The sequence below is a fragment of the Chryseobacterium contaminans genome, assembly GCF_001684955.1.
GTDB classification, from domain to species: domain Bacteria; phylum Bacteroidota; class Bacteroidia; order Flavobacteriales; family Weeksellaceae; genus Chryseobacterium; species Chryseobacterium contaminans.
Genome location: NZ_MAYF01000002.1, coordinates 1 through 15166, shown reverse-complemented (window position 1 = coordinate 15166; position 15166 = coordinate 1). Strand labels below are relative to the sequence as shown.

The 15166-nt window shown below is 36.3% G+C and carries 12 protein-coding genes; 4 read left to right on the top strand and 8 right to left on the bottom strand.

From position 1 onward, the window contains the following. Window position 1: 1 nt before the first annotated feature. Both BBH99_RS00730 and BBH99_RS00725 read left to right on the top strand, forming a co-directional pair. Complete coding sequence (locus BBH99_RS00730) at window positions 2-1231, top strand: ABC transporter permease (RefSeq protein WP_066690646.1); 1230 nt, start codon at window positions 2-4, stop codon at window positions 1229-1231. A 117-nt stretch (window positions 1232-1348) separates the two neighbouring features. Further along, window positions 1349-2332 carry a PLP-dependent cysteine synthase family protein gene (locus BBH99_RS00725; RefSeq protein ID WP_066690643.1) on the top strand — a complete coding sequence of 328 codons (984 nt, stop codon included), beginning with the start codon at window positions 1349-1351 and terminating at the stop codon, window positions 2330-2332. Window positions 2333-2383: 51 nt separating this feature from the next. On the opposite strand, the gene BBH99_RS00720 is transcribed toward BBH99_RS00725, so the two are convergent. The 3 genes from BBH99_RS00720 to BBH99_RS00710 are packed head-to-tail and all read right to left on the bottom strand — an operon-like array spanning window position 2384 to window position 4166. Further along, entirely contained in the window at window positions 2384-2911 is a 528-nt protein-coding gene (locus BBH99_RS00720; protein ID WP_066690757.1) for a hypothetical protein, read from the bottom strand. A 37-nt stretch (window positions 2912-2948) separates the two neighbouring features. Then, entirely contained in the window at window positions 2949-3251 is a 303-nt protein-coding gene (locus tag BBH99_RS00715; protein ID WP_066690641.1) for a chaperone modulator CbpM, read from the bottom strand. Window positions 3252-3254: 3 nt separating this feature from the next. Then, a complete protein-coding gene (locus tag BBH99_RS00710; protein WP_066690639.1) occupies window positions 3255-4166 on the bottom strand; it encodes a DnaJ C-terminal domain-containing protein in 912 nt (303 codons plus the stop codon). 93 nt (window positions 4167-4259) lie between these two features. Here BBH99_RS00710 and BBH99_RS00705 point away from each other — a divergent pair, with 93 nt between their 5' ends. Next, window positions 4260-5459: a dicarboxylate/amino acid:cation symporter gene (locus BBH99_RS00705; protein ID WP_066690637.1), complete on the top strand. Its 1200-nt coding sequence runs from the start codon at window positions 4260-4262 to the stop codon at window positions 5457-5459. Window positions 5460-5572: 113 nt separating this feature from the next. Here BBH99_RS00705 and BBH99_RS00700 read toward each other — a convergent pair whose 3' ends face one another. After that, a complete protein-coding gene (locus tag BBH99_RS00700) occupies window positions 5573-5956 on the bottom strand; it encodes a DUF779 domain-containing protein (RefSeq protein WP_066690631.1) in 384 nt (127 codons plus the stop codon). A 321-nt stretch (window positions 5957-6277) separates the two neighbouring features. Next, complete coding sequence (locus tag BBH99_RS00695; RefSeq protein WP_066690630.1) at window positions 6278-7807, bottom strand: aldehyde dehydrogenase family protein; 1530 nt, start codon at window positions 7805-7807, stop codon at window positions 6278-6280. 181 nt (window positions 7808-7988) lie between these two features. On the opposite strand from BBH99_RS00695, the gene BBH99_RS00690 reads away from it, so the two are divergent. Continuing rightward, complete coding sequence (locus tag BBH99_RS00690; protein WP_066690627.1) at window positions 7989-8915, top strand: helix-turn-helix domain-containing protein; 927 nt, start codon at window positions 7989-7991, stop codon at window positions 8913-8915. 100 nt (window positions 8916-9015) lie between these two features. On the opposite strand, the gene BBH99_RS00685 is transcribed toward BBH99_RS00690, so the two are convergent. From BBH99_RS00685 to BBH99_RS00675, 3 genes are all read right to left on the bottom strand, one after another. Next, window positions 9016-10482 (bottom strand): RagB/SusD family nutrient uptake outer membrane protein, encoded by a 1467-nt coding sequence (locus BBH99_RS00685; protein WP_083188703.1) that lies wholly within the window; start codon window positions 10480-10482, stop codon window positions 9016-9018. Window positions 10483-10496: 14 nt separating this feature from the next. Continuing rightward, window positions 10497-13298: a SusC/RagA family TonB-linked outer membrane protein gene (locus BBH99_RS00680; protein ID WP_066690621.1), complete on the bottom strand. Its 2802-nt coding sequence runs from the start codon at window positions 13296-13298 to the stop codon at window positions 10497-10499. Window positions 13299-13981: 683 nt separating this feature from the next. After that, on the bottom strand, window positions 13982-15166 hold a 1185-nt coding region (locus BBH99_RS00675; RefSeq protein ID WP_066690619.1), incomplete at its 5' end, for a hydroxymethylglutaryl-CoA synthase family protein.

Below are 15166 nucleotides of genomic sequence, written 5' to 3'. Positions count from 1 at the left end.
CTTGAAGTTTCCTTTATATTTCTCTAGAAAAATAGCGTTTTCCAAAGATAACAAAAATAACCTTTCAAGGGTTATCATCTTCATTGGCAGGCTTTCTGTAGCATTGGGAATCATTGTTTCCCTGATTACCGTAGCCACAGGATTCGGTTCCAAAAAAGCTATTAAAGAGAGGCTCGCAGATTTCAGCGGACACATTACGGTAAGATCAACCCGATCCAATTCTTCTTATAACACTTCGGTTTTAGATAATCAGGGACTGAATATTGCCAAGATCAAGCAACTTCCGGACGTTGAAAGCATTCAAAAATATGTAACTGTTACTGGGATTATGCGTAATGAGCATAATTTTGCGGGAATTATATTTAAAGGAATCGGAAAAGACTTCGACAGCTTACGATTTAAAAAATTCCTTATTGCCGGAACCACTCCAAAAGTAACAGAAGTAGGTTTTAATAATGATGTGGCAGTTTCACAGAAAATAGCCAATGATCTGCACCTTAAAGTGAATGACAGTATTGTTACTGTTTTCTTAAAAGCAGACCAAAAACCTTTGTACCGTAAGTTTAAAATCATCGGAATTTATAGAACTGATATCAAACTTATTGATGAACAATTTGTAATTGGAGGAATTAACCACGCGAGAAAGATTCAGGATATGAAACCTGACGAGATTGGAGGCATTGATATTTTCCTGAAAAATGTTAATGATATAGACAAGGATTTCCCCGATATTGAAAAACTAATCGGTTATAAAAACTATGCTGAAAAAGCTACTGAAAAATTCCCACAAATTACAGACTGGATCAGTATTTTCGATACCAATATTGCTCTCATTATCATCATTATGCTGATTGTAGTGGTTATCAATATTATCATGGTTCTTCTTATCCTGATTATTGAAAGGACCAATTCCATCGGGCTACTTAAGACCTTAGGAGCCAGCAATGCTCAGATCAGGGCTACCTTTATCAATTATACCCTAATCATTATGATTCCGGGTCTTTTGTATGGAAATGCCATTGGATTGGGGTTAATTCTTATTCAGAAATTCTTTGGAGTAATTAAACTTAATCCTGAAAATTATTATGTTAGCACTGTTCCGGTTGATCTTAACCCTATTGCTATTGTTTCCATTTCATTAGGAATTTTGCTTATCTCTGCTCTTGCCTTAATTATTCCAAGTTATCTTATCAGTAAGATTTCTCCAGTGAAGGCTATTAAATACAATTAAACCTTATTATTGGAGTTTAAAATAAGCTTTTAATGATCTGTTTTGAGCTGTAATTATGCATGCTCTCAGTACGGATAATTTTAAAAGCATTATCTTTGCACCGCATATAAAACATTTATGAAATACGCAAAAAATATCCTAGAAACTATAGGAAACACACCATTGGTAAAACTTAACAATGTGCTGGGTGAAGATTTTCCGGCATTAGTTTTAGCAAAAGTAGAGACATTCAACCCTGGAAACTCTGTAAAAGACAGAATGGCTCTTAAAATGATTGAAGATGCTGAAAAAGACGGCAGATTAAAACCTGGAGGAACTATTATTGAAGGAACTTCCGGAAATACAGGGATGGGATTGGCATTAGCTGCTATCATCAAAGGGTACAAATGTATCTTTGTTACTAATTCCAAGCAATCTAAAGAAAAATGTGATATCCTTCGCGCTGTAGGAGCTGAGGTAATTGTTTGTCCTACCGATGTAAAACCTACTGATCCGCGTTCTTATTATTCAGTATCTAAAAGACTGGCAAAAGAAACTGAGAACGGATGGTATGTAAACCAATATGATAATTTATCTAACAGGGCTGCTCACTATGAGTCTACAGCCCCTGAGATCTGGGAACAAACAGAAGGAAAGCTTACTCACTTTGTAGTAGGTGCCGGAACAGGAGGTACTATTACAGGATGTGGAACCTTCTTCAAGGAAAAAAATAAGGATATTAAAGTAATCGGAGTTGATACATATGGTTCTATCCTTAAAGAATTCCACGAAACAGGAGAATTGCATTACGATCACGCTTACACTTATATTACTGAGGGAATTGGTGAAGATATCATTCCTGAAAATTATGATATGTCTGTTATTGATCACTTTGAAAAAGTAACGGATAAAGATGGAGCGATCTACGCAAGAAAACTGGCTAAAGAAGAAGGAATTTTCTGCGGATATTCAGCAGGAAGTGCTATCGCATCATTGGTTCAGATGAAAGATCAGTTCACTAAAGATGATGTGATTGTAGTATTGCTTCACGACCACGGTTCAAGATATGTAGGAAAGATCTACAATGATGAATGGATGAAGGAAATGGGGTGGCTGGATTAACGAGACAAAACATTATAAAAATAAAAATCAGAGCATTTTGCTCTGATTTTTTTATGCCTGGATTTTATCTTTTAAAATGGTCTTCAGAAAAGAATAATCTCTTTCACTCATTGATTTTCTGGGAAACATATAACTGTATTTTCCTTCAAGAGAAATAAAATCATGATTGCTATCAAAAAACTCGAAATCTTTCCATTCGCTGGTTTCTTTTTCACCATCAATATTGACTGTAAAAAAATTCTGTTCTATTCTGATTTCGTAAATTTTGCATTTTTCCAATGTGTTCAGATATTGGTTAACCTGTTTTTTCCATCTTGAAACTTTATTGACACTTACAGATAAATAAACAGCACAAAGCAATAAGATAAAGCTGAAAAAATATAAAATACCCTGACTTTCTTTACTAAAATTATCTTTCAGAAGAAATGCAATCAGTAAAATAACAGCGGCAGCAATTGTCGTGATCGTTTTACCCTTCGTGGTAGGAGAAAAAAGCAGGCTGCCCTGACTTCCGCTAAAATAAATCTCTTCAAAGTTCTTCCTTTCAGGTTTTAATATAATCACTTTTTCCTCACTCATAATATACATTGTTGCTTTAAAAAGCTACAAAACTAAGCTAAATATCTTCATATTGGTCACTGATTGCTGAAAGTTTATTCATCAGTTCTCTGTTTCTTCTTTTTAAAGCTTCCAGTTTCTTCAGCATATTATGAATTACTTCCAGACCTGGAAGATTAATTTCAAGGTCATAATGCCAATTAGCAAATTTTTCCAAATCCGGCAGGTCTTCATACATCAGATAATGAATATCATCTTCAATATGTACCGTTAAAAGCCCATAATCTACAAGCTCATCAAAAAAGGTGATTTCTATATTGTATATTCTTACGAGTTCTTCCCGTGATATTCTTTCACTCATAGCCTAAGAATTTTTAAGTTGTTCAAAAAGATCTTTCTGCTTATCGGTAAGATTCGTAGGCAGTTTCACTTCATAGGTCACAAAAAGATCGCCATGTTCTCCTTCTTTCTTGTATACAGGGAAGCCTTTTCCTTTCAGTCTTACGGTCATTCCGCTTTGGGTTTCCGGTTTTACTTTAAGATTGACGCTTCCATTTAATGTATTTACCTTTACATCTCCGCCTAAAACTGCAGTATACAGATCAATGGCAACCTTTGTTTTAAGATCATCTCCTACTCTTTCAAAATCAGGATCTATTGGAATATTAAAAGTAATGTAAAGATCCCCGCTTGGGCCTCCATTTACTCCCGGATTTCCATGGCCTTTTAATTTGATCTTCTGCCCATCATAAACTCCGGCAGGAATTGTGATTCTTACTTTTTTACCATTAATTTCAAAAGTTTGCGGATGAGTTACAGCGGCATCTCTTAAATTCAGGGTTAATTCTGCCTGTACATCCTGGCCTTTGAACTTTCCTGAAGCTCTTCCTCTTGAACTTTTACCAAAGCCGCCAGATCCGCCAAACATATTCTGGAAGAAATCTGAAAAATCTTCGCCTTCACCAAAATCTGCACCAGAGAAACCACCACCGTAGTTCTGGTGTTGCTGATACTGCCTTTGCTGCTGTTGAGCTTTTTCATATTCTTCGCCATGCTTCCAGTTTTCTCCGTACTTATCATACTTTGCACGATTTTCCGGATTACTGAGCACTTCATTGGCTTCATTCAGCTCTTTGAATTTTCTTTCTGATTCTTTATCATCAGGATTAAGGTCCGGATGCAGTTTTCTGGCCAATTTCCGGTAAGCCTTTTTGATATCATCCTGGGTTGCGCTTTTATCTACGCCTAAAATTTTATAGTAATCTATATAAGCCATAGAAACGATGTTTACTCAAATTTATGAATTTTAGGTCTGAAAATTGCATAACGAAGTGTTAAAAATAAACTTATCTTTGATAAAAACTACCACATGAAAGAGGTACTGAAAAACTATTCCGGAATTATATTTTTACTTCTGGGAATTACTATTGGAAGCATCATAGGAATTGTTGCACCTGGTTTTGTAGAATACATTAAACCTTTGGGAGATATATTTCTGAATCTTCTCTTTGTAAGTGTTGTACCTCTGGTATTCTTTGCGGTATCCAATTCTATTGCCTCGTTAGAGCAGCAATCCAAATTCGGGAAGATTATTCTTGTTATGGCACTAACGTTTCTGTTTTTTATTCTTACAGCTGCCGTTTTCACTATCTGTGCTGTTTATCTTTTTCCGGTTTCGGGAGTTTCCGGAAGCTCTGATATGATAACAGAAGCTGCCAATGAGGATAGTTGGGGAAATAGAATTGTAAGTTTCTTTACTGTGGGTGAATTTACAGCTTTATTCTCCAGACAAAATATGCTGGCCCTTCTTATTTTTGCTTTCATGACTGGTTTTGCAGCCAGAAAAACAGGAGATGCAGGACAACCTTTCAGGGTTTTTATAGCCTCTGGATATGAAGTGATGAAAGAGCTACTGTTATTGGTAATGAAGCTGGCACCGATTGGTTTGGGAGCTTATTTTGCTTACCAGGTGGCTACATTAGGGCCACAGCTTTTTGGATTTTATGCGAAACCTTTAGGATTGTATTATGTGGCCGGAATTATTTACTTCCTTGTTTTCTTTTCCATTTATGCATTTATGGCTAATGGACAGAAAGGAGTGAAAAGTTTCTGGACCAACGCTATCTATCCTACTCTTACCGCAATAAGTACCTGCAGCAGCTTTGCAACCATGCCTGCCAATTTACAGGCTGCATCTAAGATCGGAATTCCGAATTCTATTGCCAATCTTGTAATTCCTATTGGGACAACGCTGCATAAAAATGGGTCTTCAATGTCTTCGATTATTAAAATCTATGTAGCATTTTTAATTATTGGAAAAGACTTTTTTGATCCTTCTAACTTGCTTTTAGCTCTGGGAATTACAGTTTTTGTGAGTATTGTAGCGGGAGGAATACCTAATGGCGGATATATTGGAGAAATGCTGATGATCTCGGTGTATAAATTGCCTCAGGAAGCCATTCCTGCCGTAATGATTATTGGAACTTTGGTAGATCCTTTGGCTACTGTGTTAAATTCAGTGGGAGATATTGTCGCCGCGATGTTTGTCAGCCGGTTTGTCAAGGATTGACAATTCATATCAATTTAACTATACTTGAGATTCTTCCTTCGCCATAAATCGAAGATTCTGCTTAGTCAATGATAACACACATAAAATAGTATATATTTACCCAATTTCAGAGCTTATACGCTGCGTTTTACCGGCTGGAGGTTCTTATATTCTTCAGGGGTAAAAAGTCTGTATTGTACTTTGAATGTCTTTCCTAAAGGAGTTTCCAGCGAGAAGCCTCCCGGTCCGAAACCATCCGTTATATCCAAAGTAAAATGGGAGTATTTCCAGTATTCAAAAAGATCACGGTCTATCCAGAATTCATGCCCGTTGATGGTTCCGATCATCGCATCATTCATTCTTGGGAAGAATCCTCCTTTTTCGAAACATTGTGGCTGGGTACCTTCGCAGCAGCCTCCTGCCTGGTAGAACATCAGGGCACCATATTTTTCTTCAAGTTCACGGATGACTTCAAGCGCTTTTTCTGTGGCGGAAAGCCTTGCTATTTTTGTTTCCATTTTTTCTTAATTTATAATTGAATTGCTATTATTCTTCATTAAAAAGTCCGGCAAATATGATTTGCCGGACCTGCTCATACATCATGTTTAAATTGAGCCTGTGATTCTGTCATTGAAGCGCCTTCATCTTTTAGCAAATTTGGGATTCCCCATTTATTTTAATTATTGTAAATGATTTCTTTTTTGCGTGAGGGATAGTAAGGGCGGCGAGGAACGAGCCGGTGCAAAATGAAATGGAGCACCGAAACGAAGTGAAGCCCTGCATAGCCCGACCGTTTGCCCTGGGAAAAGCCAAGGCAATCGGGCACGTCCTACATAATATTAAAAGAAACCTAACTTATTCTTATTATAGGAGATCAGCATATTTTTCGTCTGGCGATAATGATCCAGCATCATTTTATGATTCTCCCTTCCGATCCCGGATTGTTTGTACCCTCCAAAAGGAGCTCCTGCCGGATACGAATGATATTGGTTAACCCAAACTCTTCCTGCCTCAATCTGACGTGGAATATTATATAGCTGATGAGCGTCCCTTGTCCACACTCCAGCTCCCAAACCATAGATTGTATCATTAGCGATTTTTACAGCATCTTCTTCATCTTTAAAGGTGGTAAACGCTAATACGGGACCGAAGATTTCTTCCTGGAAAATTCTCATTTTATTATTTCCTTTGAAGATTGTAGGTTGAATATAGAATCCGTCTTCCAAGTCTTCTCCAAGGTGATTGACATCGCCGCCTACCAACACTTCAGCACCCTCGTCTATTCCCAATTGGATATAGGAAAGAATTTTTTCTTTTTGAATTTTGGAAGCCTGTGCTCCCATCATCACGGTTTTATCCAAAGGATTTCCTACTTTAATGGCTTTTACCCTTTCAATCACTCTTTCGATGAAAGCATCTGCGATTCCTTCCTGAACCAACAGTCTTGATGGGCATGTACAAATCTCTCCCTGGTTAAGCGCAAAAAGAACAGCACCTTCAATAGCTTTATCCAAAAATTCATCATCAGCATCCATTACAGAATTAAAGAAAACGTTAGGTGATTTACCGCCTAATTCCAATGTTACAGGAATTATATTTTCCGTAGCATACTGCATCACCATACGTCCCGTAGCTGTAGATCCTGTGAACGCTGCTTTGGATACTTTAGGATTGGTCACCAAAGCTCTTCCCAATTCTGCACCGAAACCATTGACAATGTTAATTACTCCTGCCGGTAAAAGATCCCCGATCAGCTCCATTAAAATCATGATAGAGACAGGAGTACTCTCTGCTGGTTTTAAAACTACGCAATTTCCGGCTGCTAATGCCGGAGCCAGCTTCCAGGTTGCCATCAGGATCGGAAAGTTCCATGGAATAATCTGTGCTACTACTCCAAGAGGTTCGTGAACAATCAGGGAAACGGTATCTTTATCCAGTTCGTTGTGGGATCCTTCTTCTGCACGGATAACGGATGCAAAATACCTGAAATGATCAATTGCCAATGGAAGGTCAGCCGCTAATGTTTCTCTAACCGCTTTTCCGTTATCAATAGTTTCTACAGTCGCCAGATATTCTAAATTCTGTTCTATCCTGTCTGCAATTTTATTAAGAATGATACTTCTTTCTGTAGCTGAGGTATGCTTCCATGTCTGAAATGCTTTTTCTGCTGCATCTACGGCAAGTTCCAGATCTTCTTTTGAGGAATGAGCCACCTGAGTAAAGTTCTTTCCATCAACAGGTGACACTACATCAAAATATTGTCCTTTAACGGGTGGTGTAAATTTCCCATCAATATAATTATCATATCTGCTTTTGAACTCAGGGCGCTGTAAAAGCGTTGCTGATCTTGGTTCTGTAAGAGTGCTCATATCAGTATTTATTTTAATTTTTTAGATACTACCAAATTACACGGATGCATGAAAAACCTATAGCACAATCGTATAAAAAAAGTGCAGAATAGTACATAAATCAATTTTATTATTTTCTTAACAGCAACGTTGGAGCAAATTTTATATATTTGAGTTAGTGCCTTCATCAAAATATTTAGAAATGAATAACAATAGTAAGATTTTATTAAATACTCCTGAATTACATAAGGAAAACCAGCTATTGAGTCTTGTTGAAAACCAGACAAAGTTCAATCTAAACAATTGTGAGTTCAGTATCTACGAAACACATAAAACTGCTTTCGGAGTGAAACTTCATTTTGAAAACATTGCATTTACAGCCATGCTAAGAGGGAAGAAACATATGAAACTGGATAAAAAAACCAGTTATTTTGATTACTTTCCTGGAGAAAGTATTCTTGTTGCTCCCGGAGAAACTATGGTAATCGATTTTCCAGAGGCTGATGAAACTCCTACGCAATGTATTTCTTTAAGTTTAAACCCGGATTTTATAGAGAATTCCCTTAATTATTTAAATTATCACCTCCCAAAGGTAGATGAAGCCTCCCAATGGAATATTCAGTTGGATGAATATTTTCTATTTAACAATCAGGCATTGGCTTCTGCCACCAACAATATTATGAGAATAGCCATGGATGATAATTCCCAAAAGGATATTATGGCTGATTTCGCTTTGAAAGAACTTCTGATACGGCTTATGCAGACACAGGCCAGAAGCATGGTGGAAAGAAATATTGTAAAGAATAAATCGAGAATTGGATTTGCTGTAGATTATATTAAAAGAAACCTGCATCAGAAACTGTCTATTGAAAGTATTGCCAAACTTGCTTATGTAAGTAAATCGAACTTTTTTAAAATGTTCAAAGATGAGCTGGGAACTTCTCCTAATGACTTTATCCTGCAGGAAAGAATCAATAAGGCTAAGGAGTTGTTGGCTACTCAGAACAGCATTAAAGAAACAGCTTACCAGACCGGATTTTCAGACACCAATTATTTTACCAGAGTCTTTAAACAACTGGAAGGTATCACCCCGAAGAGTTATCAGAACAGGATGGTTGTACGGGAGTAATGTTAAATACTAGATACATGTTCCTGGAGACCTATCATCACAATAAAAAAAGAGCCCCATATTCATGGAGCTCTTCTTATTTATATTAAAAAATTAATTCTTAATATTTATCATTCTGCTTAATATTCGGGTTAGCCTGAATAGCATTGATAGGAATTGGCCATTGCCATAAGTAGCTATCTGCAGCTAAAGTCTGAGTAAGCGCTTTTGATCCGCTACCATCAGCAATATCTCCTTTCCCTGATCTCTGAACAGGAAGACCAAGTCTTTTCAAGGTATACCATCTGTCATTTTCAAAAGCAAGCTCTAGTCTTCTTTCTTTCAGGATAGCATCTAAAAGAGCTGTTCCTGCTTCTGCTCCAGGAGTGAATGAAGTATATCTTTCTTTTCTCAACTGGTTTAGTAAAGTAAGAGCTGTTCCCTCGTCTCCTGATCTGTAAGAAGCTTCTGCTACGTTAAGTAATACTTCAGCAGTTCTCAGATATTTAATCGGAACGATGTTAACCGGTCCACCGTTACCTGCATATTTTGTAATGTGGTTGTACATCTTTTTGTTGTACAAAGCAGTAGTAAAGTAAGACGTTTTTCTTACGTCATTATTAGCAAACATGTTGAAGAAAGCATAATCTGCAACAAATTCTGATCTGTACTGACCATCAATTAGCTGGTTGTAAGCAACCCCTACTGTATTACGCTCAGGTGCAGCATTTGAAATCTGGAATAAAACTCCATCGGTAATTTTAGCCAATCCTTCATTTTCTTTCCAGATTCTATTGAAGTTATCCAATGTTGTAACACTTGGTGAAAGTCCTAAAGCTAATTGACCGTATTTTACAGTATTGGCATACTCTCCTTTATAAAGGTATACTCTTGATAATAATCCGTATACAGCAGCTTTGCTGAATCTTCCTTTATCAGCATCATTCTGAGTAATTTTATCAGCAGCAAATAAAAGGTCATTAATTACTTTTTTATATGACTCATCTACAGATAAGCTTCTGGATGAATTATTATTTAAAGGATTAAAAGATTCAGAATAATAAATTCCATATTGGTGTTCTGCTGTTGAATTCTGCGTAGGAATTACAGAATAAGCTCTTAAGATATCAAAGTGAGCCGCTGCTCTGATCGCTCTGGCTTCTGCTTCTATATTATCTTTCTGAGCACCTGTTAATACTCCGTTATTTAAATAAGATAAAACGAAATTAGCTCTGCTTACTACCGCATATGCTGCACTGAACAACCCTGTAGTCTGTGAATTATCTGAAGAGAATTCAAAGTTGGAAGCTGAAGCATTAGAGTTTCTTCCTGCATCTGAAATAATAAGGTTATCTGTAGTAAGGTCACCCATAATAAGTTGGTTACCTGCATCACTAGTGTAATAACCTGTTCCTTTAAATGCAGTATAAGCTCCATCTAAAGCCTGTCTGAATGATTCAGGTCTGGTCATCGCCTGCTCTTCTGCCTCATTCACTGATGAAATCTGATCCAAATTTCTTTCGCAAGACGTTAACGATACAAAAACGGTCAACGCAGCTAAACTTATTGTTATTATATTCTTTTTCATAAAGCTATTCAATATTAAAATTCTAATTGCATTCCTACCATGATCGTTCTTACAGCAGGATAAGTATAAAGGTTAAATGATCCTGGAACAAATAATGACGCAGATTCAGCAGATCCTACAGAAATTTCAGGTTCTCCGTGGAAACTTGTTACTGTAAATAAGTTCTGCCCTTGTACAAACAATCTTAGTTTATTAATTGGTGCATCTTCTCCAAGCAATGATTTATCAAAAGTATATCCTAATGTAAGGGATCTTAATCTTAAATAGTCTGATTTTTCAATCCACTGATCAGAATCACGCATACCGTTAGAGTCTACTCTTTGGAATACTCCTGTATCACCCGGATTTCTCCACATATTAGCAGCTGCCTGAGCCATGTTTCTTCCTGCTTTAGCCTGAGTTGGGTCAACAGCAAGTAAATACATGTTGTTATAAGTATAACCTCCTAACTTGAATGTAAAGTCTGCACTGAAGTCGAATCCTTTATATTGAAGTGTAGTTCCGAAACCTCCGAAGCTTGTTGGGAAAGGAGATTTGTCTGTAAGTGGAACAGCATCAGAAGCACTGTATTTTTCTGTAATATTTCCTGCTTTATCGTAATATTGAGCATTTCCATTTTCCGGATTTACTCCTGCAAATCTAACGCTATAGAATGCGTATGGAGATTCACCTACTTTAAGGTAAGTATATCCAAGATTTCTTTCAGTTTGCCCTTCTGCAAGCTTATCAAGAGTTGATTTCTGGAAAGAGATGTTAGCACGTACAGTCCATTGGAAATCTTTCTTTCTCATCACGTCTACGCTTAATTCAGCTTCAAGACCTTTCTGAGTCATATCACCAGCATTGATATATTGGTAATATGAACCTTCCTGCTTATCTAATGGTACTAACTGTACGAAATCTTTTCTCTTGTTTTGGTAAACTTCTACGGAACCACGGATTCTTCTCTTCCACATTACAAAGTCAACCCCTGCGTTAGTTACCGCATTAGATTCCCATTTCAGATTCTGGTTACCAACGATGTAAACTTTTTCAGTGTTGTTATAAGTTCCAGGGAATAAAGCTGCGTTATTTCCGTATAAATCGAAACCAACATTCGCAACGTTGTAATAATCAGATAATGAACCGTCATTTCCGGTTGTACCATAAGAAGCTCTCAATTTCAAGTCGTTGATGAAACCACCTTTCATGAAGTCTTCTTTCGCAATGTTCCAAGCAGCACTTGCTGACCAGAAGATCCCGCTCTTGTTATTAGCTCCAAATCTTGAAGAAGCATCTCTTCTTAATGATGCAGTTGCTAAATATTTACCTTCATAATCATAATTTACCATACCAGCTAAACTGAAAAGGGTATTTCTGATTTTAGTTCCGGTAAATGTATTTCTGTCTGAAGGAGTCGTGATAGATGGAACGCTAAGTGTTGTAGATTTTAATCCATAAGCACTTGCATTCACTGTTTCCGTGAAGTTATCGTTATACTCAATAAATCCTAAGAAATCGAAATTATGTTTTCCGAATGATTTTTTATAATTTAATGAGTTGTTCCATGTATAGTTAAATCCATAGAATGAGTTTTTCGCTAATGAACCTGTAGGAACTTTGTTGGTCGTTAAATCCAGGTTAGATCCCTTTTTCATCCAAGTGGTATTCATGTACCAATCGTAAAGTCCGTTGAAATTCGTTTTAAATTTCAATCCATCTGTGATCTTATATTCTCCGAATAAAGTTACCGGAACTCTTAATCTCTGATCTTCTGATCTGTTATTACGGATCTGCTCTACAGTGTTTGAACCCGCTCTCATTTTTTGGTTGTAGCTACCATCTGGGTTATAAATTGGCTCGTAAGGAGCATATTTATACATTGCTGCGAATGGGTTCTGTGTGTTGTTTCTGTCTCTGAAGTTTTCTGTAACCTGATACTGAATTCCAACATTAACTCCAACATTTAACTTCTCACTTAACTTATTAGTAAACCCGAAGTTACCTGTATATCTTTTAAGTCCGTCTACATCTCTAAGAATACCATTATCAGCATCATATCCTAATGAATAGTAGAATGTGCTTTCTCTGGAACCTCCCTGTGCGCTGAACAAATAAGACTGAATACTTGAAGGTCTCAAAAGGTCTTTTTGCCAGTTGTGATCATAAACTGCAAGAGCATTAATTTCATCCTGAGATCTTGGCGCTACACCTAGGTAACCTAACTCATTCTGATAGTTCATTAGCTCTCTAGAATTCATCATTTTAAAGTTCTTATCCTTCAGCTTTTCACTAAAACCAAACTTACTTTCAAATGAATAATGAGTTTTTCCTACTTTTCCGGCTTTAGTTGTTACTACAACTACCCCATTTGCTCCTCTCGCACCATACTGAGCCGTAGCTGCAGCATCCTTAAGAACAGAAATTGATTCTACGTCTGCAGGGTTGATTGCACTGAACTGTTTAGCAGTCATGTACATACCATTTACTACATAAGTAGGTTCAGAAGAACCACCAACACCCGCAACTCCTCTTACCATAATTGTAGCAGTAGACCCTGGTTGTCCGGTAGCACTTTGTACATATACCCCTGAAGCTCTACCTTGTAAAGAGTTTCCGATAGATGTTGTAGGAGAGTTTCTTCTGATAGCATCTCCACTTACAACGGCCTGAGCCTGGGTAATTTCATCTGCTTTTTTCTTCTGATATCCAGTAACGATTACCTCATCGATCTTATTCTCCTTCAGAATAGAATCATTCTTAGATTTTTGTGCATAGGCAGCTTGTCCTAAAAAAAACAAAGCTCCAGCACTTAATACATGTAACTTCACATTCATATTAACAGATTTTAATATATTCAAGGGGACAAATATGTTAATAAATATTAATACCATCAATTTATTAAAACCTCAAAACAGCCCTACACAAAAGGATTATTCTTAAATAACTCTAAAAAATGATAAAAAAAAACTTCAATTATATTTGAAATTTTAGAGAATACCAAAGCATTTTAAATATTAAAGGAATTTTAACGAAAAGCAAAATAAAAATTAATGTACATTAATTTTAAAAAATAAGTGAAAAAAATAAACATTAAATATTTATATAAGTGAAAAAAATAAAACAAATATGATCCATTTTTTAAGTAAAAAGAGCAAAAAAATTAGTGTTTTTTAGTGAATTAATATAAAAAAAGACCTGATAAAAGTCAGGAATACTGCTTAAAAAGGCAATTACTGTAAAAATAAAATTAAAAATACCTTAATATATATTAATTAAAAAGAAGTCTTAACCCATAAACTTTTTAAACTATTTCTTAATCTTATTTTTGATATTTACATTATACTTTTCACAAAAAAATTACGTTCTTTCCTTTTTTGAAATTAAATTAATCACAAGGAATAGATAGAGCAGATATCATACAATCAGTTAATATTTTGTTATGATTCCTCAAGTAAGGATATCATAAATAAAAAAGCATTCCAAAAATTGAAATGCTTTATGATATTTATCTGTTAGTCTACTTTTGGTAATTATAATACCTGGCTCCTATTAAAACAGGGTTTTCAGTTTCAATAGAAACAAGACCAAATCCCCTGTATTCCGGATTTACAGACTTATTTAACTGCTTTCTGTGAAGCTTTTCATAAGTTTCAAAATCAATAGCCTTTCTATGATTCAGATTCTCAAATAAATTCCATTTTTCTGCCACAGTTTTCCAATTAGGAGAAACTTTACCAGCAAATACTTTTGATTTAGAGCCACTGCCATATCCAAAGAATCCGATTTCTTTTCCGGATAGATCTTCATTTTCATTAAAGGAAGTCTGCAACCCGGAAAGGAAAGCCATAAAAATAGAAGCTGTATACATATTCCCTATTTCTGAAGATGCCCTTTGCGTCTTCTCAATAGTAGTATTAATCAGTTGCAGATAATTTTCCGATTTAGCAACTGCTTTTTGTTCATCCGGGGTTTCATAGGAAATTCCGTTTTCCAGACTATAAATCTCTGTAAAGACTCTCTTCCCATGGAAAGCATATGGTAAATGGAAAACAATATATCTCCAATCTTCATAAGGTTTTTCCTTCCCTGTAATTTCTTTATAGTGCTGATAAGCTTCTCTGATTCTGTCCTGGTAACACTGATTGGAATACTGTCCGTCAAAAACAGGTTCATCCGTAAAAATCTCAATTTTATCAGGATACATTTCTGGAGCTCCATTCAGATCTTCTTTTTTATATTGCCTTCTCGGTTTAAAGAAATCAAAAACACTTTCTGTAGCTACTCCCCAATTGTTTTCGATTTCAAGAAGGTCTGGCTTTGCAGAAATCAATAATGCTACAGCTCCGCCACCCTGAGTATATTCTCCTGACGAAGCCAGTTCATATTTAGCATAATCACTGGCAATAATTACAGCTTTTTTATCTGGGTTTACTCTTACAAAGTCCAATGCATTATGTAAAGCATCTACCCCGCCTACACAGGCAAAGGTCATGTCTACTACATCACAGTTTTTAAAAACTCTTTCACCAAATTCTTCCTCCAGCACCTTTTCAACCATCTGCATGGCATAAGAAGCCGTTGGTTTTGCGGCGTCTACAGCACTTTCCGTACCCAGATAAATTCTTGAAATTTCTTTAGGATTGATCTGATAATCCTGAATCAATCTTAATAAGGCTTCTGCCGCAAAGGTTGCTGCATCTTC

Excerpts from the sequence above, each read along its gene's own strand:
- BBH99_RS00725 (WP_066690643.1), top strand. The coding sequence starts at position 1,349 with ATGAAATACGCAAAAAATATCCTAGAAACTATAGGAAACACACCATTG.
- BBH99_RS00720 (WP_066690757.1), bottom strand. The coding sequence starts at position 2,911 with ATGAGTGAGGAAAAAGTGATTATATTAAAACCTGAAAGGAAGAACTTT.
- BBH99_RS00715 (WP_066690641.1), bottom strand. The coding sequence starts at position 3,251 with ATGAGTGAAAGAATATCACGGGAAGAACTCGTAAGAATATACAATATA.
- BBH99_RS00710 (WP_066690639.1), bottom strand. The coding sequence starts at position 4,166 with ATGGCTTATATAGATTACTATAAAATTTTAGGCGTAGATAAAAGCGCA.
- BBH99_RS00705 (WP_066690637.1), top strand. The coding sequence starts at position 4,260 with ATGAAAGAGGTACTGAAAAACTATTCCGGAATTATATTTTTACTTCTG.
- BBH99_RS00700 (WP_066690631.1), bottom strand. The coding sequence starts at position 5,956 with ATGGAAACAAAAATAGCAAGGCTTTCCGCCACAGAAAAAGCGCTTGAA.
- BBH99_RS00695 (WP_066690630.1), bottom strand. The coding sequence starts at position 7,807 with ATGAGCACTCTTACAGAACCAAGATCAGCAACGCTTTTACAGCGCCCT.
- BBH99_RS00690 (WP_066690627.1), top strand. The coding sequence starts at position 7,989 with ATGAATAACAATAGTAAGATTTTATTAAATACTCCTGAATTACATAAG.
- BBH99_RS00685 (WP_083188703.1), bottom strand. The coding sequence starts at position 10,482 with ATGAAAAAGAATATAATAACAATAAGTTTAGCTGCGTTGACCGTTTTT.
- BBH99_RS00680 (WP_066690621.1), bottom strand. The coding sequence starts at position 13,298 with ATGAATGTGAAGTTACATGTATTAAGTGCTGGAGCTTTGTTTTTTTTA.